Source organism: Achromobacter sp. D10 (genome assembly GCF_035282245.1).
GTDB classification, from domain to species: domain Bacteria; phylum Pseudomonadota; class Gammaproteobacteria; order Burkholderiales; family Burkholderiaceae_B; genus Achromobacter; species Achromobacter insolitus.
In genome coordinates this window covers 92,336-116,662 of sequence record NZ_JAYJLE010000017.1, presented here as the reverse complement: position 1 = coordinate 116,662, position 24,327 = coordinate 92,336, and the positions used below count along the sequence as shown (strand labels likewise).

Below are 24,327 nucleotides of genomic sequence, written 5' to 3'. Positions count from 1 at the left end.
AGTGTTCCCTCAAGGCCTGTATCCGGTAGTCACCTTGCCGGGCTGGCGCAGCGGCGCCGCCAGATTGGCAAACTCGACCAATCGCGCCCGCGTGCCGGCCGGATCGATGATGTCCTCGATGACAAAGGCCTCCGCGCTGCGGAAGGGGGACGTCAAGGCACGTACTCTTTCCTCGATCTCCGCACGCTTGGCTTGCGGGTCGGCGGCCGCCTCGATCTCGGACCGGTACGCCACTTCCAGCCCGCCCTCGATCGGCAGCGAACCCCATTGAGCCGATGGCCAGGCATAGCGAAAGTTGAAGCGGCTGGAGTTCTGATGCCCTCCCGCCGCCACGCCAAAGGCACGCCGCATGATCAGGGAGAACCACGGCACGGTCGACTGCGAGACCGCCGTCAGCGCCCTCACGCCGGCACGCATCACCCCGTCCTTCTCGGCTTCCAGGCCAATCTGGAAACCCGCGATGTCCACCAGATTGACCACGGGCAGATGGAAGGTTTCGGCCAGATCCACCAGGCGGGTGAATTTCTCGGCAGTGTGCCGGTCCCAGCCGCCGCCATAGTGATACGGATTGCTAGCGACGAACAGCACCGGCCAGCCATCCACCCGGGCAAGTCCGCCCACGATCGCCTTCCCCCAATGCCGGCCGATCTCGAACAAGCTGCCCGGATCGAACAGGGTTTCCAGTATTGGGCGGATCTTGTATACCTTGCGCGTGTCCTTTGGAATGGCCGTCCGCAGCCATTCCTGTTCAGCCGCCACTACCGGGGTCTCCCCCCTGGGCGCAAGGTCGTGCACGGACGCGGGCAGATACGACAGAAAGCGCCTCGCCGCCGCGAAGGCCTCATCCTCGGAGTTCACCTCGTCGTCCACCACGCCATTGCGCGTGTGGATGGCGCTTCCTCCGAGCTCGTTCTTGCCCAGGTTCTGACCGATCTTGGCGACCACAGGCGGGCCCGCGATAAACAGCTGAGAAGTGTCCTTGACCATGACGGAATAGTGGCTGCCCGCCACGCGCGCGGCGCCCTGGCCTGCCACGGACCCGAGAGCCAGCGACACCACTGGGACCTGCATGAGGTTTCGCGCCACATAGGCCCAGATTTTCATCTTCGGCAGCAACGCGTATCCCATCTTCTCGATGTTCTTGACGGAACCGCCCCCGCCCGTGCCATCGATCAGGCGCACCAGCGGAATACGCAGGTCATACGCCATCTGCTCGGCGAACATCATCTTGTCGCCGACGGCGCCATCGTTCGCACCGCCGCGCACGGTGAAGTCGTCGCCCACGATCACGACGTCTTTCCTTTCCAGCGCCGCGCGCCCCATGATCACATTCGAGGGCACCACGTGGACCAGGCGGCCTTGTTCGTCATATTCGCCGCTGCCGGCCAATCCTCCCACCTCGACGAACGAGCCGCCGTCGACCAACCGTTCAATCCGCTGACGGATGTCCAGCTTGCCGGCGTCATGCTGACGCTTCACTTTTTCCACGCCTCCCATGCGCAGGGAATACTCCTTGCGGCGTGCCAGTTCGTCCAACTCCTGCGTCCAGCTCATTACTTCCTCCAATGACGGCCCCCCTGTGTTCAGGGCGCCAGTTCGATCCACGCGTCATCCAGCTTCAAGTCCACCGCGGTCCGCGCCTGCAGCGCGGCGAAATCCAGGCCCCGCACCATCGCCCGCACATACAGCCCGTTCGGCGTGATGTCCAGGATTGCCAGATCGCTGTAAATGCGGTCGACCACGGCCTTGCCGGTAAGGGGGTAGGTGCATTCAGGCACGATCTTTGGCCGGCCGTCCCGGTCCACGTGCTGCATCATCACGAAGATGCGCTTCGCGCCGGCCACTAAATCCATGGCCCCGCCCACCGCCGGAATCGAGTCTTCGCGCCCCGTATCCCAGTTGGCCAGATCGCCTTCCGCAGACACCTGGAAGGCGCCCAGCACGGTGAGGTCGATATGGCCGCCCCGCATCATCGAGAAGGACACCACGTGGTCGGTGATCGAAGCCCCGATGTCCAGCGCGACCGGATCCTTGCTGGCGTTGAGCAGATCGAGATCGACCTCGGCCCCGGGCGGCAGGCCCTTCATGCCCAGGATGCCGTTTTCGCTATGCAGAACCACGCCGCGCTCGGGCTTCAGGTAATCGGCTACGGACGTCGGCATGCCGATGCCTAGATTGACGTAGGAAGCGGGCGGAATATCGTCGGCGACGATCTGCGCCATGCGCGCTCGCGACAAGCTATTGATGCTCATTGGGGCACTCGACGATGCGTTGAACGAAAATTCCGGGCGTCATGACCTGCTCTGGCGCCAGCTCTCCCAGAGGCACCACCCGGTCAACCTGGGCCACCGCCAGCCGCGCGGCCATGCACATCACCGGCCCGAAATTACGGCTGGCGTAGCGATAGGTCAGATTGCCTGCGCTGTCTCCATACTGGGCCTTTACGAAGGCCACATCGCCCGGGAGCGGCTCTTCCAACACATAGCCGCGACCATTGATGGAGCGCGTCTCCTTGCCTTGCGCCAGCCGCGTTCCATAGGCAGTGGGCGTAAAGAATGGCCCCATGCCCGCGCCAGCAGCGCGCAAGCGTTCCGCCAGCGTGCCTTGCGGCACTACCTCCAGCTCGATCCTGCCCGCCGCGTACCATTCACCGAACGCGGCGGCGTTGGGCTTTTTGGGATTGGAGGAACGGGCGAAGGAGCAGATCACTTTGCGCACCCTGCCCGCACGGATCAGTTGGCTCAAACCCCGCTCGCCATTGCCGGCGTTGTTGTTGACGATGGTCAGTTCGCGGGCGCCCGTCTCCAGCAGCGCCTGCAGCAGTTCCGTCGGCACGCCGGATGCGCCGAATCCGCCGATCAGCAGCGTGGCCCCATCCGCCACGTCTGCCACGGCCTTCTCCAGGGAAGGTACGATCTTGTTCAACATTGTTCACCCCATGGCGGCGACCACGGTCGCTCCGTATCCGCCGCCTACTTTTTTCGGACGATTACAGCGTCGGCAAGGCGCTCAGGATCGCGGTGGACTGGCTGGACAAAGTGCCGCCGTTGCCATGCACCAGGGCCAGATTCGGATCCCTTAACTGACGGTCTCCGCACTCTCCCCGCAACTGCCTGACGGCCTCCACCATGAGAAACACGCCGTACATGCCGGGATGCACGCAGGACAGGCCACCGCCGTTGGTGTTGACCGCCAGCCGCCCGCCTGGCGCGATCGCACCGTCGTCCACGAAAGCGCCGCCCTCGCCCTTGCGGCAGAACCCCAGGTCTTCCAGGAACAGGATGGTGTTGATGGTGAAGGCGTCGTACAACATGGCCAGGTCCATGTCCTTCGCGGATACGCCGGCCATCTCATAGCAACGCTTCCCCGATTCCAGTGCCGCTGTCACCGTCAGGTCGTGCATGGACGAAACCTGCCGGTTCCACACCGCGGTCGCGTTGCCCATCACGTATATCGGCTTCTTGGCACAGTCGCGGGCCCGGTCCGAGCGCGTCAGCACGAAGGCGCCGGCGCCGTCGCTGACCATGCAGCAGTCACGAACCGTAAAGGGCTCGCACACGGGACGCGCCCCCTCGACCTGCTCCAGAGACAGCGGCTCGCGCATGGTGGCGTCAGGATTCAATTGCGCCCATTTCCGTGCGGCCACGGCGACTTCCGACAATTGCTTGCGCGTAGTGCCGTACTGGTGCATGTGACGATTCGCGGCCAACGCGTAGGCCGCCACCGGCAAGGGCGGGTCGTATGGGGTCTCGTACGGCTGCGGATCGAGAAATTTCCGCACCCGCGTCAGGTCGGCGCGGTTGAATTTTGCGGTGCGTTGGGTGCTGCCGTAGCAGACCAGGACCGCATTGCATTGCCCGGACGCCAGCGCGTGCATCGCCGGCAGCAGATGCGCCACGTAACTGGAACCGCCGATCATTGTGCTGTCCAGAAAGGTCGGGCGTATGCCGAGATACTCGACGACGGACATCGCCCACATGGTCGACAATGAACTGCAGGTCGTAATGCCGTCTATGTCCTTGAGGCGCAGGCCGGCATCCGAAATCGCAGCCATGGCGGCCTGCGCCAACACTTCCTGCTCGGTATAGCCGCGGGCCTGTCCCAGTCCTGCCTGGCCCACGCCGACCACGGCGGTCTTGCCTCTCAAATCGCGCAGGGTCATGCCGCTACTCCCGACGGCACGAAGACCACTTGCGCTGCCTCGCCCTCGCCGACGATACGGGCGCTGACGCGCATGCCTATACGCACGTGCCGGGGCGAGATCTCCGCGACCCGGCTCATCATCCGCGCGCCTTCCTGCAGGTCCACCAGACAGACGTTGTAGTCGCCGCCCTGCTCCGCGTCGCGATACACGGTGGTGGTGGCGTACACCACGCCTTCGCCCGTGGGCGTAAACCATTCCAATGCCGCACCGCCGCAATGGGGGCACACACAGCGGGGATAAAACACTGCCTGGCTGCAATCGGCGCAGCGTTGCATCTGGAACCGCCCACCCGCCAAGCCATTGATATATACCTGCTCAGGCCCGCCCACTATCTGCGCGCTGTTCTGGATCTCCACCCATGCCTCCTGTCGTGTCGTCTTCTGAACCTGCCAACATTGCGATTCAGTGTAGGGACCGGCATGCGAGGGATAAACGGGCCAGAGGGAAAATCATCTTTAACTTTGCGCGAAGGAATGGCTAAGATGGCGTGGCCCCATCAGCCCGATCGCCATGTACATCCTGATAGACCATCTAAAACATGTCCTGAATTTCGTGCGGGTCGCGGATAGCGGCAGCTTCACGGCCGCAGCGCACCGGCTCGACATTTCAACGGCGTCGGTGAGCAAGAGCGTCACGCTGCTTGAGGCCAAGCTGGGCGTAAAGCTGCTCAACCGGACCACTCGCAACCTCTCGCTGACTGACGATGGAGAATTGCTGCTTAAGCGTTGCCGGCACATCCTTCTGGAAGTGGAAGCCGCCGAGGCCGAGGTAACCGGAGCCAGCGTAATCCCCCGCGGCAAACTGCGCGTGCATGCGCCGGTAGGACTGGGCAGGAAAGTCATCATGCCCGCGCTGCTGTCGCTGACCGCCCGCTATCCAGAGCTATCGATCAACGCAGATTTCAGCGACCGCGTACCCAACCTGGCCGAAGAAGGGCTGGACGCCACCATACGGATCGGCGTCACGGCGGATTCGCGCGTTATTGCCAAGACCTTGTCCCGGCTGCGCTACGTCACGTGCGCCAGCCCTGCCTATCTCGCGGCCCACGGCACGCCAGCCACGCCCGCCGAGCTGGAACGACACAATTGCCTGGCCTATGTCCAGTGGCAGACCGGGCGATATCACGAATGGGATTTTCAGAAAGACGACGAACGCTACACGATCACGCCCGCGGGCAACTTGAACGTGAACCATCCGGAGGCCATCCTGGACGCCGTGGTGGCCGGCGCGGGCGTTGCCCGCATGGCCAGCTTCATCGCGGAGTCCGCCGTGCAGGACGGACGCCTCAAACTGATACTGACCGACTGGATGGCGCCTGGGACGCCGGTCCAGTTGGTCTATCTGCCGAACCGGCACCTGTCGCCGCGCATCCGTGCCTTCGTGGATGCGATGAGCGAGGCCCTGCCGCCCCATTTGCCCTGGGAAAAGGCCATGGGCCTGTGAGGCGGCGTTCGCCGCTTACAGCAGCAGCGGCGAGATCTTGCTCCCGTCCACCGATACCCCGGCCATGAGGCCTCCATTGTTCAGGACGAAACCCACGATGGGCTGCTGGGCAGTGTAAGTATCGATGCTGCCGTTCACGCCCACGTTGGCCACCGCGACAGTCGCGTCCGCGCCCACCGTCCAGCCGCTGCTGGCCCGGAACTTGGCCAGCGCGCCATCGGTCATGAACAACACCACCATCGCTTTGGACTGCGCGCCGGCCTGCAGGCCGATGGAGCCGCCGGTGATGCTGTAGTAGCCGGTATCCGACCCGCCCACCCGCAGCACGCCAGTGCCATGCTGCGCCCCCACGATGAAACTCGCGCTCAACACACCCGGAAACACCAGCACCCCGCGCGCGCGCTCCACCAGTTGCTTGGCCTGCGACGAGGATTGATAGAGCTTGGACAAGGTGGCGTCCGCCGCAGCATCCAGCTCCTGTTTCTTTTCCGCGGCCGTGGCCGAGGATTGGGCGGTGGTGGTGGTGCAACCTGAGAACATCAGGCTAGCTACGCTAAGCACGGCGGCGGCAACGCCGGGCCGGCGCAACTTCGAAAACAGATCAGGCATGTGGCGCTCCATTCTTGCTTCTTGTTAATGCTCCAGGCAGCCCGGAGCCGTCCAAATGGGAGTTGCAATCCTACCTTTTTTGACGGGGCGCTGTAACCGCGCGGGCGCCCAGCAGGGGCGCCTTGAGAAATTCGGACCCGGAATTGGCGCAATCGACCACCAATTGTCGAAACAACTGTGCCGCAGGACGAGCGGTGACTTGCTTGTTCCAAACCGCGACCACCGGTTCAACTTGGCCGCCCAGGTCGAAACGCACCCGCCTCGCAACCTTCGCGGTGCACAGCTGCTCGGCAATGCCCTCCGGGAAGACCGCCAGATAGTCGCCCGCCTGCAGCAAGCTGGCCGTGACGGATACATCGCTGGTGTGCACGCCCTCCGAAGGTAGCGCAACGCCCAAATGGTGCAGCGCGGTCTGCAGCAGATGGAAGATGCGGGATCCTGCGTTCGGGATGCACCACCGCTGCCTTGCAAGCATATCGGCCGTGATTCTCCGGCGAGCCAGCAGCGGGTGATCTCTGCTGGCAATGACGACAACCTTCTGTGCCGGCAAGATGCGCACCGTGGACAGGCTGGCCAGGTCCAAACGCGGGTCTGCATAGGTAAACAAAATGTCCAGCGAGCCATCGACGAGCTGCTCGATCAGTTCGACGATGCCCCCCTCCACCATGCGTACCGTCACCCCCGGCCTGTCCGTATTGAAGGTGGCAAGCGCATGGCACAGCAGCGGATGCACGGACAGGGTCCGGCTCGCCAAACGCAGTTCCCCTTTGCCCCCTTTCTGGATTGCGCTCATGGACTCTGCCAGGCGCTCCAGCTGCACCAGCAACACGGTCGCATGGTTCGCCATCTCGCGGCCGAGATCGGTCAGCGCCAGGCCTCGGCGGCCCCGGCCTTCCCATAATGGCGCGTCCACAATGGCCTCGATCTCGGCCAGGGACTTCGAGATGGCGGCAGGACTGACATGGAAACGCCTGGCCACCGCCGCAGCCGTTTGCACTTCGCCCAAGGCTCCAATGATGCGCAAGTGGCGCAGCTTCAGGCGCGACAGTATCAGGTGCGCGGATTCTTGCCCGCTTGGGGAATGAGGGTCTGGCATGTCCACTACTTAGAGCACTGCGTCATAGCGCTTTTTATATTAACCATCAGGTAAATATTAACTTCTTTTAATTCGCTATTTGTTTCCATTCTTCGCTTCTATAGTGCCATCACGACACATTCATTTCCGACGCAGTCCCAGTCTGCGACACCAAGGAGTTCGAGCGATGGCGAACGCGATTCCCTTTCTGAAATATGCCTGCGGCATCTTGGCGTGCGCTGCATTGACGACAGCCTGCGTGGCTGCGGGTACCGATTGGCCCAAGGCGCCGTTGCGCATCATCGTTCCTTACACCAGTGGCGGGTCCGTCGACGCGATAGGCCGGGCATTGGCTGAAAAACTCGGAACCAGACTAGGCCAGAAACTCGTCGTAGAGAACATTGCCGGCGGTGCGAATGTCCCTGCTGTGAAGAGTGTGTTGTCTGGCGCGGCAGACGGCTATTCACTTTTGCTGGCCAGCGACACGGCGCTCAGCATCAATCCCCACGTAATCAAAGACCTTACCTACGATCCCGAGCGTGACTTGACTCTCGTCACCGTGGTCAGCACGCAGCCTCACTGGATCATCACCCGGCCCGAGCGGAAGGATCTTGGCAATCTCGAGGACTTGAAGGCGTACATCAAAAGCCATCCTGGCAAGGTCTCCATCGGCGTAAATGTGGTGGGCGGTGCTGCCCATCTGGGGCTCGCGGACTGGCGGCGTCGCAACGAACTGGATTTCGCGATCGTCCCTTATCGGGCGCCCGAGCAAGGTACGGTGGACCTGATCGGCGGACGTCTTGACGCCAAGGTCGACCCCATCGGGGCATCCCGTAATCTGGCAGAAGAAGGCAAGGTCAAGCCGCTCGCCATTCTGCAGGACACGCCCATTCCGGCGTTTCCCGGCATCCCGGCTCAAGAGCCGAACAGCGCAGCCGCGTTAACGGTACGCGCGCACATATCGCTGGCGGTAAAGGCTGGCACACCCCCTGCCATCGTCGACCGGCTATACCAGGAAGTACGCGCCAGCGTACTGGAACCGGATTTTCTGAATCGGCTGAAGGTTTTCACATACCTGCCGGTCCTGACGCCACCGGAAGAAAGCCGCCAACGCATCCAGGCCGAAACCGCCCGCTACGGGAGCATCGCCAAGAACATCGACCTCGACGGCAACTGACCCCAAACCCGCTAAACCGTTCCACTGGAGCCCTATCCATGCGTTTCGTCATTGCGCTGGTACGCCATGAAACCAACTCATTCTCTCCCAATCCCACCCCGCTCTCGTCGTTCAACCGGGGCGGCGGGAGTTCGGGGCCGCTATACGGCAACGACGCAATCCAGGCATGCCAAGGAACCAATAGCGCGGCGGCCGCATTCATCGATCTGGCCAGGGCGCAAGGACACGAATTCGTCATGCCCTTGATGGCATACGCCATGCCTAGCGGCCTGGTGACAAGCGCAGCATTCGAACACATCGCCACGGCCATCGTCGATTCCGTCCGGCAAGGCTGCGATGCGGTATTGCTGGATCTGCACGGCGCCATGATTTCCGACCACTACTCCGACGCCGAAGGAGAATTGTTAAAGCGGATCCGGGCCGTGGCGCCGGACGTCCCTATTGCGGTCGCACTCGATTTTCATGCCAATTTCAGCTCGGCGCTGATCGAAAACGCGACCGTCGTTACGGGCTATCGCACGTACCCTCACATCGACATTTACGAGACGGGCGAGCGCGCCGCCCGCACGCTCATGGCTGCGCTTCGTGGCGAGGTTACGCCTGCGATGATCTGGCGCAGCCTTCCCATGCTGACGCATACCCTGCGTCAAACTCCACTGGCGCAACCCATGAAAGACATCATGGACCGCGCGCGGCAAGCGGAAAGCGACGGCGAAATTCTCAATGCTTCGGTATTTGGCGGCTTCCCATACGGCGACACGGCTCATGCCGGCCTCACGGTTGTCGTGGTGGCCGACACCAATCACCTGAACGCAGCCCAACGGGTTCTCGATGAGCTCTGTTCCGAAGCCTGGGCGCGCCGCGCCGATTTCAGGTTCCATGCGGAACCCATGGAAAAATCGATTGCTCGAGCGCTCTCGGCCAAAGCAGGCCCGATTGTGATGGCGGACCATGGCGACAATTGCGGTGCAGGCGGATCAACGGACGACATGACTGTCTTGCGCGAGGTTTTGCACCAAGGATTGCAGGACGTGGTAGCTGGCCCATTCTGGGACCCCGCCGCCGTAGCCGCAATGGTCGACGCGGGTGTGGGCAGTTCAATCACGGTCGATGTGGGCGGCAAGACAGATGTGCCCGCGCTGGGCATCAGCGGCCAGCCTCTGCGTTTGACGGGGCGCGTGCGGTGCATCACGGACGGACAACACCGGGTCTTCGGTCCCATGCACACAGGCATGCTCGTCACTCTGGGCCGCACGGCCGTGCTCGATACAGGCAGTGCGCTTGTGGTCATCAGCGAAAAACCACAGGAGCCATTTGATACCGGGGTGTTCACGCATGCCGGCATCGACCCGGCCCGACACAAGTATGTACTGATCAAATCTCGCCAGCACTTCAGGGCTAGCTTTGAACCCATCGCCAAGGAGGTCATACTCGTCGCGGGACCGGGAGTGGCGAGCGCCGATCTGGAACAGTTCCCCTTCAACAATCTACGCCGTCCGATATATCCGTTCGATCCCGAAATGACTATCTGACACCGGATTTCCCGCTCACACTCATATATTGGCACCCAGCAATTCGCAGCTTGACGGTGCCAATACCCGCTTAAAACTTCACACTACTTCATATTTTTCGTCTGGACGATTGATAGAGTTAGCCCGCCATTAAGCAACTCCGCCCGGAAACGGGATTTCCAGATGAACACCAACAAAGACAAACTCACGCAGAGAAAGCTCCAGCGCAAGATACTCGTCCCAGCCTTGCTCAGCCTGGTATTGGCAGGCGCGGGAGCCGAGGCGGCGGCCAACTCCGTCGGCACGAAAGGCGGCGTCAGCCTGCACTATGGCGTAGGCGAACATTACAAGCGCTACACGCTGAACTATGAAACTTCGCCGCTCTGGAGCACGGAGTTCAGCGGCAGTTGGGGCCGACTGGACCTGACTCCGGAGCTCGGCGCATCCTATTGGACGGCGGACGGATCCCGCTCGCCCGGCAATGTCTGGCAATTCAGCGCCATTCCCATGTTCCGCTGGTGGACCAGCGAACGGTTCTATATCGAGGCTGGCATTGGAGCCACCGTTTTCACGCGCACCCGCTTTGCGGACAAGAACATCGGCTCCGCATTCCAATTCGGCGACCACATTGGCGCAGGCTTTCTGCTAACGCCAAACAACCGCATCGGCCTGCGGTACTCGCATTTCTCGAATGCCGGCATCAAGCGGCCGAATCCGGGCCTGGACACGGTGCAAGTCACTTATACCTATCAGTTCTGACTGGCGCAAAGCTGCGACCACGACGTCGTAAATAGACTGACTTGCGCAAATGCGATGGGTGATTATCTTCCCGGATAAAGCCATTAGGGCCGCCCCGGAGCTACCCGTCCAGATCCCCATGCTCTTCGGCGTCGCGGCGGTACGCTTGCGCCTTCGCCCCTATAGCCAACATGACGGCCAGCAAGATGATGACCAGAACGATCAGGATGATCTGCCACCAGGTCATGCCAAGAGCTCCTGTGCCACGCCCCGAAGCACGGGCGCCTGGCCGTCAGCGTTGTTTATTCAAGTCAATCTAGCAAGCATTGGGGCGCGGTCATATCCTCTTTTTGATGGGGTTCAGATGAATCTGGTGAATCGGCGCTCTCCGTCAACGCCGAGAATCGAAGCCGCCCCGCCCCGGCGACGCGTCCGGGACAGCGACCGACAACGTTCATTTCGGCTCGCTCGGAGGCGTTCCATCCCATCTCTCCACCGCCTGGATCCTGGCAGCGTCGACCACGCACAGCGTCCGGTAGAACATCGCGCCGCTGGCGATAAGCGCGCCGAGGTCCTGCTCATCAAGCTTCGGCGCCAACCGCTCCAGGTGGCGCGAATAGATCATGAGAACGCTATCCCAATTGCCAGGGCTCGGCGCAGGCGCGGGCATCGAGATCATTAGCGCCAACAATTCTTCGCTGTCCATGGGTTTACTCTCGCCAAAGAAATGCAACGTCACATAGAGCGTGTGGCTACAGCGCTTTTCTCGGACCGCTGCGGGCCTGGTCGCGCTTAGATCTTAGTCCTCTTGCGGGGCCGTCCCTCTTCGGGAGCCCTGAAAAATGAAGCGAAATGAAGCCCGCAATTCTCGTTCCCGGAGTGGCGTTTGGCACGCCGGCCGCAATGATCCGCGGCGGCAATACATTGTGTTTTCAGCCAAGCACGCCTTTTGCGCCCTTACGCGCGGACAGCTTTTCGTTGGCGGGAATGAAGGAACGGTATTTGCTCCACGACCAGCGCCTCCAGGAGGATAGTCATGAAGCCAACTCACGCACTTTTAACCATTGTCTTGCTCGTCGCAGGCACTCACGTACAGCCCGCCAAGCTTTACGCCCAGGGCCAGGCACAGGTACAGCAACCCCGCGACAAAGTCAGCAAGGAACCCGCCACGGCCTCCGAACAGAAACCCACCAATTCAACTGAGGACGTCGCACCTGTCTCCGAAAAAACGCCCACGAACGCGGCCTCCGCCACACCCGGCGCCCCAGGAGAGCAGACGCCTCAGCCCGTGCGAGGCCAGGGTACCGTTGAGGGGTCACGCGCCAATCCCGCGCCAGAGGGCACATTGCCCGGGGGCCGGGCGGGTAGCGGCGGACACAAAACCAACGAATTCGGGCGGTAGGCACCCACCGATTGCTGCGGCCCCGTTTGCAAGGTTTGCTTGCACTTTACCGCTTCGCGCTGGTCAAGTCCGAATTTTTTATGCGGGCCATCCCTCCTCTATTTCCGTCGGTAACGTCGGTCGACATCCGGCGTTATCGCGTCCATCGTTTTACCTAGGCCAATGCCAACGTGAGGAGGTGCGTAATGGATGACTCTGTACGCCTCGCAGGTCGAGAAGCAGCCAGACACGGTGTCCCGCTCTCGGCGTGCCCATTCATGAAAGCCCCCAATATGTCAGGCCATGCAGGCGCACCGCCGCAGCATTGGAATGCCAAGCTGACAGCCTGGGAGACCGGCTGGCGAGAAGAGACTGAGGCCCGACTCGCCGAGCTTAAGCGGCGAAAACTCCTCCGCGACTCTGATTAAGCAGAATCAGACCGCAAGCGCTAGATGCAGCGTGGGGTAATGACGCACTCGGCGAACTATTTGGGGGCCCATGGTCGCTACGTGCGGAAATGAGATGGCGTCGCGCCAAGGCGTCCGGTGTAGAAACACTATTGCGGCGCCCCCTCAATTCACTACATACTGGCCCTCCGTTCATCTACTTTTGGAGGAGTGCCGAAATGCATGAGGACATCCGAAAGCAAGGAGCGCTGGCCGCCCGCCAAGGATTGACCCTATGGGATTGTCCCTACCTTAAAGCCCAGGCGATGCCGGGGCACACAGGAGAGTCACCAGCAGCATGGCAGGCAAAGGTCGACGCTTGGGAGGCCGGATGGATGCGTGAAAGGAACCTGACGAGGCCGCCGAAGCGAACTACGCTCTCTCGCGAACGCCGAGTGTGATACATGGAAAGCGCCCCAAATACAGGGGCGCTTTTCCATTGAAGACTTTGTGTTTGCAACTGGCGGACTGCTCCCGCAACCCCAATTGGCCGATGCCCCCCGGCCTTGGCAACTGCTACAGGTATAGCGCCACGGGATTGCGCCTGCTGGCACAACTACCCGAATGCAGGCGCCGACTCTAGGGGAAAGCCAATGGCCACCGGGACACGGCTCGCAGATGTCATCGTCAAACTGCCGGATCGATCTACCTGTCGGATCCAACGCCGATTGGTGATAAAGCGCGGGACGACGGATCCGCCAAAGCCCGAATATCACTGTTCACTACCAACCGGGGAGCCTGTTGTATGGCTGGGCGATGGAAAGTACCGCCTGCCCGATGGGTCAATCGCGGTGGCCGTAGCCCATCGGCCGCCCGCGGCATAAGTATTTCGCAGGATCGTCCCGCGTCGCGGGCGCCATCTCTTCTCCGCACAGCGGCATTTGCCTGGATGCGCAAGGGGAGGCCCCTATGACCGCATCGTCCGGGGCAAATATCGCCACCCGCATGGCAGAGAGCGCCCTAGTTCAGACGATCCAATCGCCAGTCCGTGGTAAGACCGTTGCCAGTCATGCTGACACGGTAGTCATACGTGACGTTGGGTTTGACCGATACCTGTTGGTACTGAATGGGCTCGGTCACGTTGTCCATCTGCAAGCCCAGCCGTATCACTCCCTCCGGTACTTGCAGCTCAAGGACACGATTCGCGTCGACGTTCGCCACATGGCGCCCGTCGATGTATATCAATGCATTCCTTGCGGAGCCAAACACGCCACGGTCTCTGACTATCCGGATGGTTCCCTTTTCCGCCCCCTCCACAAGCAGCGCGGGATCGAGAACAGCGGACGCCTTTGCCCTCGGGGCGGTGGCGACATCTGCCGGAGACGACGCGCATCCGGCAATAACGGTCAACAGCAAGGCGGCGAACCCCGTACGCATCATCCTTTCTCCTTCAGATCGGTGCGCGGCCAATATACCCTAGCCATTTATCGGCTGCAGACCAACCGCCATTCCCTGTTCCCGAGGACTTGCGGTCCAATGAACTCTGGAGCAGCCCGACGCACACCGGGCGACCAACGCCATCAAAACGGCGCGCGGCCAGATTGGCAAAAAATCCCACACACAAAAGAAAACGCGGGTTGCATGAACCTCATGCAAACCCGCGTCAATACTTGGTAGGCCCCCCGAGAGTCGAACTCGGCACCAACGGATTATGAGTCCGCTGCTCTAACCAGGCATGAGCTAGAGGCCCGAAAAAAGATTACTGCCCTTCCAGGAAGCTCTTGAGCTTGTCGGCCCGGCTGGGATGACGCAGCTTGCGCAGCGCTTTAGCCTCTATTTGGCGAATGCGCTCGCGTGTGACGTCGAACTGCTTGCCCACTTCTTCCAGGGTCTGGTCCGTGCTCATTTCGATGCCGAAACGCATGCGCAGAACCTTGGCTTCACGCGGGGTGAGAGAGTCTAGCACTTCCTTGACCACATCGCGCATGGAACCGTGCAAAGCCGCATCGGAAGGCGCCAGCGTGGACGTATCTTCGATGAAATCGCCCAGGTGCGAATCGTCGTCGTCACCGATAGGCGTTTCCATGGAGATCGGCTCCTTGGCGATCTTCAGGATCTTGCGGATCTTGTCCTCGGGCATATCCATCTTCTGCGCCAGGGTCGCGGGATCCGGCTCGGCGCCGGTTTCCTGCAGAATCTGGCGGCTGATGCGGTTCATCTTGTTGATCGTTTCGATCATGTGAACCGGAATACGGATGGTGCGGGCCTGGTCGGCGATGGAACGTGTAATGGCCTGGCGGATCCACCAGGTCGCGTAGGTCGAGAACTTGTAGCCGCGGCGGTACTCGAACTTGTCCACGGCCTTCATCAGGCCGATGTTGCCTTCCTGGATCAGATCCAGGAACTGCAGGCCGCGGTTCGTGTACTTCTTGGCGATGGAAATCACCAGGCGCAGGTTGGCCTCGGTCATTTCGCGCTTGGCCTTGCGGGCCTTGGCTTCGCCGGTGGCCATGCGCTTGTTGACGTCCTTCAGGTCCTTCAGCGGCAGGACGACTCGCGTTTGCAGGTCGATGAGCTTCTGCTGCAGTTCCTGCACGGCGGGGATCTGGCGCTCCAGCGTTTCGGCGTACGGGTGGCCGGCGGCCACTTCATCGACGACCCACTGCATGTTGGTTTCGTTGCCCGGGAACACCTTGATGAAGTGCGTGCGCGGCATGCCGGCACGGTCCACACACGTGTGCAGGACGGCGCGTTCGAGCTGGCGCACTTCCTCGACCTGCTGGCGCAGCGTATCCGCGAGCTTCTCGACCATCTTGGCCGTGAAGCGGATGCCCATCAGTTCGTTCTGGATGGATTCCTGGGCGCGCACGTAGACGTCGGACTTGTAGCCGTCCTTCTCGTACGAATGGCGCATCTTTTCGAATTGCTTGCCGACTTCGTCGAACTTTGCCAGTGCCTTGACGCGCAGGTCTTCCAGCTGCTTGCTGGACATGCCACCGGCGGGACCGTCGTCGCCCTCGTCTTCCTCGGCCGAGACGCCAGCGCCGGCGTACTCTTCGCCGTCTTCCGGATCGACCAGGCCATCGACCACTTCGTCGATCTGGGCTTGGCCTTCACGCACGCGCAGGATGTGGGCCAGGATCTCGTTGATCGTGGTCGGGCAGGCCGAGATGGCCATGACCATGTGCTTCAGGCCGTCTTCGATGCGCTTGGCGATTTCGATTTCGCCTTCGCGAGTCAGCAGCTCCACCGAGCCCATTTCGCGCATGTACATACGCACGGGGTCCGTGGTGCGGCCGAAATCGGAGTCCACCGTGGTCAGCGCGGCTTCGGCTTCGTCTTCGACGTCGTCGTCGTTGGACGCGACCGGCGCGTTTTCGCTCATCAGCAGCGTTTCGGCGTCGGGTGCCTGGTCGTAGACCGCGATGCCCATGTCGCTGAACGTGCTGATGATGCCGTCGATGGCTTCCGCGTCCACCAGGTCATCAGGCAGATGGTCGTTGATTTCGCCGTAGGTCAGGTAGCCGCGGTCCTTGCCCAGCTTGATCAGCTGCTTCAGGCGGTTGCGGCGCGCTTCATATTCTTCGGGCGTGACGGGGCCGCGGGCGATCAGATCCTTGGGATCGGCCTTGCCACGCTTGCCGCCGCGCTTCGGCGGCTTCAGATCGGGCAGGACTTCGCCATCGCCGTCCATCGTATCGTCGAAGCCGTCGGAATCGTTATTTGCGTTCTTGGCGGGACGGCCCGGGCGGCGACCGCTGGGCGCGGGGCGCGCGCTGCCAACCAGGTCGGCGAGCTTGTCTTCGGCCTTCTTGGCGCGCGCCTTCGTCACCTTCTCTGGCTTGTCAGCCGCGGCAGCCTTGGTCGCCTTCTTGGCAGCCGTTTTGGCGACCTTCACCGCCGTCTTGGCGGGCGCCTTTTCCGCTGCCATGCTTACGACGCGCTTGGCCGCCGTGGCCTTGGTTTCGGCCGCATCAATTGCAGAGGAGGATTTGCCGGTGGATTTGGTCATAGTCGCTTCCGTGGTCGTCGCAACCCGTTTGGGCATGTTGCACCGCATGAGGCCGCCTTGGACGGCAGCCCAACGCGGCGGTTATACGGGTAAATCTGGTGAATCAGCGGAGTTCACACGGCTGCGTTGTTCGCAGCACCGGCTCTTGCGAGCCCGCTCGACGCCGTTCCGGTGCAGTACCGTACTTGCGTCTTGCGTGCATGACCTCATCCAGTGGGGGCTCCCGGGCGTTGGGGGGGCTGCCTGCCTATAAATAGGCGTTGCTTGCTTATCGGGCCTTTGCCCCAAGCAGCTGAGTAGACACAGCACCCAAACCACTAACGCTACGCGGAGATGACCGCCGCCGAACTGCGTAATTCACCGCTCAGCTATATTAATTAACTATGTAACAAATTTGACGCGCGCATCCGCTTTTATTTCTGCCGTTCCGTGGCGATATTCCATTTTCTGGAACACCCACAACGTCCGGATCGCAGGTCCCGCGTCAAACCCTATACATCCATTAGATTCCAGCGGCCAGAATAGATTCCACCCACCAGAGGCATTTCTTGTTGCCTATGTATCGCAGCGCCAGGATTACCACCAAATTCAGTCGGAATTCAGCAAAATCAACTGTAAACGCTACAATCCATAAGCGGGGCCCTTGATTCGGCGGCCCTTGCCTTGATTTCTTACCTGATTTCTTACCTGATCTCTTACTGCTACCGCCCAACTCGATCATCCCTAAGGCAAAGATCAGCCTCCGCCAGCGGGACAACCTTTGATTTTAGCGCATTTAGCGCACGCCGGCACCCTTCAGCACGGCCATCCGGCTGGAAAGCTCCAGATAGCGCTTGCGCGCCTCCTCCGTAGCCAGCCCCGCCGCCGCGAGCTTGGCGATCTCCAGCTTGGCCGAGTCAAATTCGATTCGTCTCAAGGCATCGTCCCATTCCGTTTGCGGATCCGGCAGGTCTTCCTGGGACAGGATGTCGGCGCGCAGGCCTTTCAGCACTGTGGCCAGGTCCGAATCGGGATCCGCGGCCTCCAACAAGGCGCCGACATGGCGCGCGCCGCTGGACTGCGCCAGCATGATCAAGTCTCTTACAAGACCTAGATGGGGACCATGGTCGATGACTTCAAGCTGCTGGTCTCCCATGGAGTCGACCAGCTCTGGATGCGCCAGCAGCAAGCCCAGCAATCGCTTGGCCAGCGACGGCATCGTGCGGCGCCCTTCAAATCCGCCCACGTCGTTATCGCGCTTGCCCTTCCAGTTGCCTTTGCCACCCTTCCAGTCGCCCTTGGCCTTCCAGTCGCCCTTGCCTTTCCATTCCTGCTTGCCGCCGCTGCGCTGACCGCTCCCGCCGCCAAAATCGGAACCTTGGGCAGGCAGTTGGACGTAATCCGCGTAATCGGGCTCGTCGGCCGGAATGTCGTGGAAATCGTGCCCGGCAAAGTCGTAGCCCATGTCCGGATGGCCGGCCTCGGACTCCCGGATCGGCGCTCCAGTCGCCGCGGCATCGCCCGCAGCAACGCCCGGCTTGGCCGCAGGCGCGAATGGCTTGGCCGGCTGCTGGGCCAGGACCTGGGTCATTTCCTCTGGCGTCAGTTGCACCAGCTTGGCCATTTCGCGTTCGATCTGCACGCGCAGCGCGCATTCGGGGATGGCGGCCAGCAGAGGCTTGGCCTCGTGCAGGCAACTGGCCCGTCCTTCGGCCTCGGTCATGTTGTGCCGCGACGCCAGCTCATCCAGCAGGAAGCGAGAGAGCGCCACCGCTTCACCCAGGCACGCCCGGAAGGCTTCGGCGCCCAATTCACGCACGTATGAATCGGGATCGTGTTCGGATGGCAGGAACAAGAAGCGGATCGCGATATCGTCGCGCAGCACCGGCAGACAAGCCTGCAAGGCGCGCCACGCGGCGCGCCGGCCCGCCCCGTCGCCGTCGAAACTGAAAATCACCTTGTCGCTGGCGCGCAGCAGCTTCTTCACATGGTCTGGCGTGGTAGCCGTACCCAGCGTGGCCACCGCGTTGGCGATGCCTTGCTGCGCCAGGCCGACCACATCCATGTAGCCTTCGACCACAATGACCTGGCCTTCCTGGCGTATGGCCTGGCGCGCTTCCCACAATCCGTAGAGCTCATGCCCCTTGGAAAACAGCGGGGTTTCGGGAGAATTCAGGTACTTGGGTTCGCCCTTGCCGATAATACGGCCGCCGAATCCAATGAGACTGCCTCGCGCGTTGCGGATCGGGAACATGATGCGTTCCCGGAAACGATCGTAGCGACGCCCATCTTCGGATTCGATAACCAGCCCGGACTCGACCAGCGTCGGGTCCTCGTAGTTCGGGAAGACTTGCGAAAGGCCGTGGCGATCGGTTCCCGACCATCCCAAACCGAAATGCGCGGCAATTTCGCCCGTCAGGCCGCGTTGCTTCAAATAGCGTATCGCCGCAGGCGATGCCCGCAGTTGCTTCAGATAATGCGCTTGGGCGGCATCCAGCACCTGCGTGTGGCGGGATTCCTCGGCCTTGCGGCGCGCGGATTCCTGCTGCTGGCGCGGACTGCGGTTTTCTTCGGGGACCGTCATTCCCGCCGACGCCGCGAGAGTACGCACGGCATCGGGGAAACTGGCGCCCGTGTGTTCCATCAGGAAAGTGATGGCACTGCCATGCGCACCGCAACCGAAGCAGTGATAGAACTGCTTGGTGGGGCTGACAGTGAACGAGGGACTTTTTTCGTTATGAAAAGGGCACAGGCCAAGCAAGTTGGCCCCGCCCTTTCTCAACTGCACGTATCGCCCGACTACGTCGACGACGTCGACTCGGGCGAGCAAATCCTGGATGAATGATTCTGGAATCAATAGATTCGGGAATCAAAAGATCAATACAGGCGCGGGGGCAGTTGTTGGCTACGGATGCGCTTGTAGTGGCGCTTCACAGCGGCGGCATGCTTGCGCTTGCGCTCAGCCGTGGGCTTCTCATAGAACTCGCGCGAACGCAGCTCGGTGAGCAAACCGGTCTTTTCGATGGTGCGCTTGAAGCGACGCAGAGCGGCTTCAAACGGTTCGTTTTCCTTCAGTCGAACGATAGGCATAAAGTGATTGGCCTGCTTGTAGGGTAACAAAAGTTGATGACAAACCTGGCTTGCTTACCAGCAACGCTGCGCGGGTCCAGGTACGCGTAAACGGCCTCGTCGATACCAAAATCATACCAACAGAGGCAGGTACCGCGAACTGGGAACCTTGAAAGCGCAATCCCGGCGCCGGATGCCGGTTTCAGTACTGCTTGGCAGCCCTGAACCACGGATCCATCCCGGATTTCCGCTGGCTGTTTCCGTTACCCAAAGACTACCCAAAGAGTAACAAGCCAAGTTCGGTTTAGCGATAACCAGCGATTCTAGCATGGTCATGGCTGTTTTGACTACTGGAGGGGCAGCCTGGCGCCTTGGGCGACCAGAATGCCCTCTCCCGCCGGCACGCCATGCTCAGCTCTTGGAACCCTTGCGGATCCAGGCTTCGAGCTGATGGGGACGCAGACTGTCGTAATCTTCGAAAGGCTGGTGAATCCAGGGATTGGTCGGCAGCTTGTCGACGTAATAATCCGGCGTCGCCTGGGAATGGCCCTTCCACCAAAGCACCGCACTACGCAACTCGGTGATGTCGGCAAACTGGCTCTTCAGGTGATCGTAGACTTTGCTGAAGGTCTTGCCGGTATCGACCATGTCGTCCACCAGCAACACCCGCCCGGACAATGTGCCGCGCGTGATGGTGATGAACTGGGCGATATCCATGTCGCCTTGCTTGGTGCCGGCCGCTTCGCGATAGCTGCTTGTGGCCAGGATGCCCAGCGGCACATCAAAAATACGGGACATAACGTCACCGACGCGCATACCGCCGCGCGCCAGGCAAAGAATCTTGTCGAACTTCCAACCCGATTGATGCACCTGCAAGGTAAGGCGCTCGATCAGGCGGTTGTAGTCGTCCCACGTCACCCACAGATGGCTGTCATCATTGGTCGGCGTGCTCATAGGCAAGCATCTCCTGCTTAATAAATACGAAAAGGCCGCCGCCGGTATGAGACCGGCGGCGGCCTTGCGAATAATAACCCGATGTCAGCCCTTCAGGGGATGACGCAACACAATGGTTTCGTTGCGGTCCGGGCCGGTCGACACGAGGTCGATAGGCACACCGCAGACCTCGGCCACGCGCTCCAGGTAGCGACGGGCCGCCTGAGGCAGCTTGTCGTACTCGGTGATGCCGACAGTGGATTCGCTCCAGCCGGGCAGCTCTTCCAACACCGGTTGCGCCTGCGCCACAGCGTGCGCGCCGTAAGGCAGCACATCGCGGAATTCGCCGTTCACGCGATAGCCGACGCCCAGTTGAATGGTTTCCAGACCATCCAGCACGTCCAGCTTGGTAATGCACAGGCCGGTAATACCGTTCAGACGGACCGAACGCTTGAGCGCCGCGCCATCGAACCAGCCGCAACGGCGCGGACGGCCCGTGACGGAACCGAATTCCTTGCCGATGGTGGCCAGGCGGGTGCCGATCTCGTCGACCAGCTCCGTGGGGAACGGACCAGAACCGACACGGGTCGTGTAGGCCTTGGTGATGCCCAGGACGTAGTCCAGCTGTTGCGGACCGACACCAGCGCCGGCCGACGCCGCGCCAGCAACGCAGTTGCTGCTGGTGACGAAGGGATAGGTGCCGTGATCGACGTCCAGCAAAGCGCCCTGCGCACCCTCGAACAGCAGGCGCTTGCCTTCCTGTTGCATGGCGTACAAGTTGCTGGACACGTCCTTGACCATCGGGGCGATAGCCGGTGCCAGCGCCATGGCCTGATCGCGCACTTCGTTGGCGGAAACCGCCTCGGCGCCCAGGTACTTGGTCAGCACGAAGTTGTGGTAATCCAGCACTTCGGCGAGCTTTTCGTCGAACAGCGCGGGATTGAACAGGTCCTGCACGCGCAGTGCGCGGCGGGCGACCTTGTCTTCGTACGCGGGGCCGATGCCGCGACCGGTCGTGCCGATCTTGCCGTCGCCCTTGCGCGCTTCGCGCGCCTTGTCGATGGCGACGTGGTACGGCAGGATCAGCGGGCAGATTTCGGAAATCTGCAGGCGCGAACGCACGTCCAGGCCAGCGACCTCAAGCTCTTCGATTTCCTTGAGCAGGGCTTCCGGGGACAGCACGACGCCGTTGCCGATGAAGCAGGTGACGCCGGGATGCATGATGCCCGACGGGATCAGGCGAAGAATCGTCTTCTTGCCGTTGATCCACAGCGTATGGCCGGCATTGTGACCGCCTTGGAAGCGGACCACGCCCTGGACGGATTCCGCCAGCCAGTCGACGATCTTGCCCTTGCCCTCGTCACCCCATTGGGTGCCGATTACGACTACGTTCTTGCTCATGTTACGAATCAATATCGAGTTTCTCGGGAAATCCGGAAATCTCCCCGCGGCCCTCTCGTTACCGAGAGGGAGTTAGTCACAGCGTTCTGACCGTCCAGGCGCCATCCTGCAGCGCCAGCTCGCGATCGCAAACGAATTCGTCCTGATCCTGCTCGTGACCGGGCAATACCTGAACGACAATTTCCCCCGACCGGCGCAGGCGGCGCACTGCCTCGGTCAGAGCGGGGGCTTGCCCCCAAGGCGCGCGAACCGCACGCGCCCTTTCCGCCGGCGGCAAACCCGCCGCCAGCTTGCGTAAATCAAGACTGAAGCCGGTGGCGGGACGGGCCCGACCGAACGCACGGCTGACATCGTCATAGCGGCCGCCGCTGACCAGCGCGTCGCGCCAGCCTTCCGCGTACAGCGCGAACTTCACGCCGGAATGATAGCCATAGCCCCCAACGTCGGCCAGGTCCACGCCGAACGCAACATTGGGCATAGCGTCGACCACCAGTTGCAACGCATCCAGCGCCGCCACGACACCGGGCAGCAATGGTAGTTCGCGACGCGCTTCCTTCAGCACTTCCGGCCCGCCATACAGCTTGGGCAGCAATTGCAGCGCCTTCAGGGTCTCGCTGCGCAGGCCAGGAGCCCGCGTTGCGAGTTCGCCCAATCCCGGAACGTCCTTCTCGCGCATCAGCAGAATTACGTCTTGCGACAGGGCCGCCGCGGCCGGGTCGGATTCCAGGAGAGCACGCAGCACGCCCGGGTGGCACAGATCCAGCCGAGGGTTGCGTACGCCGGCAATGGCCACCGTTTCCAGCACCAGTTGGATGATCTCCAGGTCCGCCTCGAAACCGGCATGGCCGTAGATCTCGGCACCAATCTGCAGCAGCTCGCGGCTGGACAGGAGGTCCGCCGGGCGGGCATGCAGCACGTTACCGCAATAGCACAGGCGGGTAACGCCCGCGCGGTTCAACAAGTGCGCATCGATGCGCGTGACCTGAGGAGTCATGTCCGCGCGCACGCCCAGCGTGCGGCCCGACAGCTGGTCGACCAGCTTGCACGTGCGCAGATCCAGATCGCTGCCGGTGCCGGACAGCAATGAATCGATGTATTCGACCAGGGGCGGCGCGACCAGCTCGAATCCGTAAGTGCGGTACAGATCGAGAAGTTCGCGGCGCAATTCCTCGATGCGCCGGGCCTCTGCCGGAAGTACGTCGGCAAGGCTCTCGGGCAGCAACCAGTTACCCATGAATGTTTACCTGAATAACGCCAAGAGATGCGTGGGCGTCGCCCAAACGAAAAAGCGGCTGAGGGGGCGTAAGCCCGCTCAGCCGCTGCGGAATGTTTTCTAGCTTACGCGGTATTGTACATGGTTCAGCGGCGAGCGCCAGCCGGGATTGCCCGCGCAAGCAACCGTCCCCGATTGCAGCAACGCAGGCCAGCCCGCCCGCCAACAATCAAAAAGCCCCTTGGAATACCAAGGGGCTTTTCGTTCCGCGTTACCGCCGCATTATCACTTGGAGGGCACGGTGACCGGCGCCAGCGCGTCGCCGGTGGGGTCCTTCATGAACTGGAAGAAGCTGGAGCTGGGATCGACAACCAGCACGTCGCCCGGCTTCGAGAACGAAGCACGATAGGCTTCCAGACTCTTGTAGTACGTGTAGAACTGCGGGTTCTTGCCGTAAGCCTGCGAGTAGATCGCAGCAGCCGCGGCATCGCCCTCACCCATGATGCCTTGGGCCTTGGCGTAGGCCTGGGCAACGATCACCTCGCGTTGGCGGTCTGCCTCGGCGCGGATTTTTTCGCCTTCGGCGGCGCCGATGGAACGCAGCTCGTTGGCGACGCGCGTACGCTCCGCTTCCATGCGGCGATACACCGACTCCGAAATCTCCGGCGCGAACTCGATGCGGCGCAGACGCACGTCGACGATCTGCACGCCCAGGGGCTCGGCACGCTTGGCGACGTTGGTCAGGATCTCGGCCATGATCTTGTCGCGTTCAGTCGAAACCACGTCGCGTACGGTGCGCACGTTGACCGAGGCGTTCAGCGCGTCACGGATCAGCGCTTGCAGGCGCTCCTGCGCCACGCGCTCGTTGCCGCCGGTAGACACGTAGTACTGGCGAGGATCCAGGATGCGCCACTTGACGTACGAATCGATCAGCAGGTTCTTCTTTTCGGAAGTCTGGATGCGTTCGGCTTCGTTGGTTTCAATGGTCAGAATGCGCTTGTCGAGCGTCACCACATTCTGGAACGGAGGCGGCGCCTTGAAGTAAAGGCCGGGTTCGTTAATGGTCTTGCGCACTTCACCCAGCGAGAACACCAGGGCATAGTCGCGCTCGCGCACGACGAAGACGCAAGAAGAAAGGGCAGCCAGCACGATGAGCAGGCCGACCAGGACAGGCATGAGACGTTGCATGATCAGGA

Annotated in this window: 23 protein-coding genes, 1 tRNA gene and 1 pseudogene; 6 read left to right on the top strand and 19 right to left on the bottom strand. The window is 61.7% G+C overall.

Features of this window, described 5'->3' with window-relative positions:
• Window positions 1-9: 9 nt before the first annotated feature.
• The 6 genes and pseudogenes from VCS63_RS28665 to VCS63_RS28640 form a co-directional block, all read right to left on the bottom strand.
• Entirely contained in the window at window positions 10-1,554 is a 1,545-nt protein-coding gene (locus VCS63_RS28665; protein WP_323881793.1) for an acyl-CoA carboxylase subunit beta, read from the bottom strand.
• A 29-nt stretch (window positions 1,555-1,583) separates the two neighbouring features.
• A complete protein-coding gene (locus VCS63_RS28660; RefSeq protein ID WP_164794968.1) occupies window positions 1,584-2,252 on the bottom strand; it encodes a 3-oxoacid CoA-transferase subunit B in 669 nt (222 codons plus the stop codon).
• Entirely contained in the window at window positions 2,239-2,928 is a 690-nt protein-coding gene (locus VCS63_RS28655; RefSeq protein WP_164794967.1) for a 3-oxoacid CoA-transferase subunit A, read from the bottom strand. Before VCS63_RS28655 ends, VCS63_RS28660 begins: the two co-directional genes overlap by 14 nt.
• A 61-nt stretch (window positions 2,929-2,989) precedes the next feature.
• On the bottom strand, window positions 2,990-4,162 hold the full coding sequence (locus tag VCS63_RS28650) for a thiolase (RefSeq protein ID WP_164794966.1): 1,173 nt from the start codon (window positions 4,160-4,162) through the stop codon (window positions 2,990-2,992).
• Window positions 4,159-4,404, bottom strand: a complete 246-nt coding sequence (locus VCS63_RS28645) for a Zn-ribbon domain-containing OB-fold protein (RefSeq protein ID WP_313378168.1) — start codon at window positions 4,402-4,404, stop codon at window positions 4,159-4,161. The genes VCS63_RS28650 and VCS63_RS28645 overlap by 4 nt, the downstream gene beginning before the upstream one ends.
• 6 nt (window positions 4,405-4,410) lie before the next feature.
• Window positions 4,411-4,533, bottom strand: a pseudogene (locus VCS63_RS28640) (zinc ribbon domain-containing protein); the annotation flags it as partial.
• Between the two features lie 181 nt (window positions 4,534-4,714).
• On the opposite strand from VCS63_RS28640, the gene VCS63_RS28635 reads away from it, so the two are divergent.
• Window positions 4,715-5,647, top strand: a complete 933-nt coding sequence (locus VCS63_RS28635; protein WP_164794964.1) for a LysR family transcriptional regulator — start codon at window positions 4,715-4,717, stop codon at window positions 5,645-5,647.
• Window positions 5,648-5,662: 15 nt separating this feature from the next.
• Here the strand turns inward: VCS63_RS28635 and VCS63_RS28630 are convergent, their stop codons facing one another.
• Window positions 5,663-6,256 (bottom strand): YSC84-related protein, encoded by a 594-nt coding sequence (locus VCS63_RS28630; protein ID WP_063639640.1) that lies wholly within the window; start codon window positions 6,254-6,256, stop codon window positions 5,663-5,665.
• Window positions 6,257-6,326: 70 nt separating this feature from the next.
• Window positions 6,327-7,352, bottom strand: a complete 1,026-nt coding sequence (locus VCS63_RS28625; RefSeq protein ID WP_323881790.1) for a LysR family transcriptional regulator — start codon at window positions 7,350-7,352, stop codon at window positions 6,327-6,329.
• Between the two features lie 166 nt (window positions 7,353-7,518).
• On the opposite strand from VCS63_RS28625, the gene VCS63_RS28620 reads away from it, so the two are divergent.
• The 3 genes from VCS63_RS28620 (at window position 7,519) to VCS63_RS28610 (ending at window position 10,778) form a co-directional block, all read left to right on the top strand.
• On the top strand, window positions 7,519-8,508 hold the full coding sequence (locus tag VCS63_RS28620) for a Bug family tripartite tricarboxylate transporter substrate binding protein (RefSeq protein WP_042792866.1): 990 nt from the start codon (window positions 7,519-7,521) through the stop codon (window positions 8,506-8,508).
• A 38-nt stretch (window positions 8,509-8,546) separates the two neighbouring features.
• Complete coding sequence (locus VCS63_RS28615) at window positions 8,547-10,040, top strand: M81 family metallopeptidase (protein ID WP_323881787.1); 1,494 nt, start codon at window positions 8,547-8,549, stop codon at window positions 10,038-10,040.
• A gap of 162 nt (window positions 10,041-10,202) precedes the next feature.
• Window positions 10,203-10,778: an acyloxyacyl hydrolase gene (locus tag VCS63_RS28610; protein WP_323881786.1), complete on the top strand. Its 576-nt coding sequence runs from the start codon at window positions 10,203-10,205 to the stop codon at window positions 10,776-10,778.
• Window positions 10,779-10,878: 100 nt separating this feature from the next.
• On the opposite strand, the gene VCS63_RS28605 is transcribed toward VCS63_RS28610, so the two are convergent.
• Window positions 10,879-11,004, bottom strand: a complete 126-nt coding sequence (locus VCS63_RS28605) for a hypothetical protein (RefSeq protein WP_275300956.1) — start codon at window positions 11,002-11,004, stop codon at window positions 10,879-10,881.
• Between the two features lie 207 nt (window positions 11,005-11,211).
• Window positions 11,212-11,463: a hypothetical protein gene (locus VCS63_RS28600; protein WP_063962061.1), complete on the bottom strand. Its 252-nt coding sequence runs from the start codon at window positions 11,461-11,463 to the stop codon at window positions 11,212-11,214.
• Window positions 11,464-12,344: 881 nt separating this feature from the next.
• On the opposite strand from VCS63_RS28600, the gene VCS63_RS29785 reads away from it, so the two are divergent.
• Both VCS63_RS29785 and VCS63_RS28595 read left to right on the top strand, forming a co-directional pair.
• Complete coding sequence (locus VCS63_RS29785; RefSeq protein WP_076812378.1) at window positions 12,345-12,566, top strand: CrpP-related protein; 222 nt, start codon at window positions 12,345-12,347, stop codon at window positions 12,564-12,566.
• Between the two features lie 89 nt (window positions 12,567-12,655).
• Window positions 12,656-12,985 carry a CrpP-related protein gene (locus VCS63_RS28595; RefSeq protein ID WP_313378096.1) on the top strand — a complete coding sequence of 110 codons (330 nt, stop codon included), beginning with the start codon at window positions 12,656-12,658 and terminating at the stop codon, window positions 12,983-12,985.
• Between the two features lie 559 nt (window positions 12,986-13,544).
• On the opposite strand, the gene VCS63_RS28590 is transcribed toward VCS63_RS28595, so the two are convergent.
• From VCS63_RS28590 to hflC, 9 genes are all read right to left on the bottom strand, one after another.
• Window positions 13,545-13,964 (bottom strand): hypothetical protein, encoded by a 420-nt coding sequence (locus VCS63_RS28590; RefSeq protein WP_063639645.1) that lies wholly within the window; start codon window positions 13,962-13,964, stop codon window positions 13,545-13,547.
• A gap of 231 nt (window positions 13,965-14,195) precedes the next feature.
• Window positions 14,196-14,274, bottom strand: a tRNA-Ile gene (locus tag VCS63_RS28585).
• Between the two features lie 9 nt (window positions 14,275-14,283).
• Window positions 14,284-16,536, bottom strand: coding sequence for an RNA polymerase sigma factor RpoD (rpoD, locus tag VCS63_RS28580; RefSeq protein WP_042792862.1), 2,253 nt, complete (start codon window positions 16,534-16,536; stop codon window positions 14,284-14,286).
• 775 nt (window positions 16,537-17,311) lie between these two features.
• Window positions 17,312-19,372, bottom strand: a complete 2,061-nt coding sequence (gene dnaG, locus VCS63_RS28575; protein WP_323881784.1) for a DNA primase — start codon at window positions 19,370-19,372, stop codon at window positions 17,312-17,314.
• Window positions 19,373-19,392: 20 nt separating this feature from the next.
• On the bottom strand, window positions 19,393-19,605 hold the full coding sequence (gene rpsU / locus VCS63_RS28570; RefSeq protein ID WP_006218592.1) for a 30S ribosomal protein S21: 213 nt from the start codon (window positions 19,603-19,605) through the stop codon (window positions 19,393-19,395).
• Window positions 19,606-19,995: 390 nt separating this feature from the next.
• Window positions 19,996-20,538, bottom strand: a complete 543-nt coding sequence (locus VCS63_RS28565; RefSeq protein WP_042792860.1) for a phosphoribosyltransferase — start codon at window positions 20,536-20,538, stop codon at window positions 19,996-19,998.
• 84 nt (window positions 20,539-20,622) lie between these two features.
• Entirely contained in the window at window positions 20,623-21,918 is a 1,296-nt protein-coding gene (locus VCS63_RS28560; RefSeq protein WP_323881719.1) for an adenylosuccinate synthase, read from the bottom strand.
• A 76-nt stretch (window positions 21,919-21,994) separates the two neighbouring features.
• A complete protein-coding gene (locus VCS63_RS28555; RefSeq protein WP_112965253.1) occupies window positions 21,995-23,152 on the bottom strand; it encodes an ATP phosphoribosyltransferase regulatory subunit in 1,158 nt (385 codons plus the stop codon).
• A gap of 264 nt (window positions 23,153-23,416) precedes the next feature.
• Window positions 23,417-24,319: a protease modulator HflC gene (hflC, locus tag VCS63_RS28550; RefSeq protein ID WP_042792858.1), complete on the bottom strand. Its 903-nt coding sequence runs from the start codon at window positions 24,317-24,319 to the stop codon at window positions 23,417-23,419.
• Window positions 24,320-24,327 lie beyond the last annotated feature (8 nt).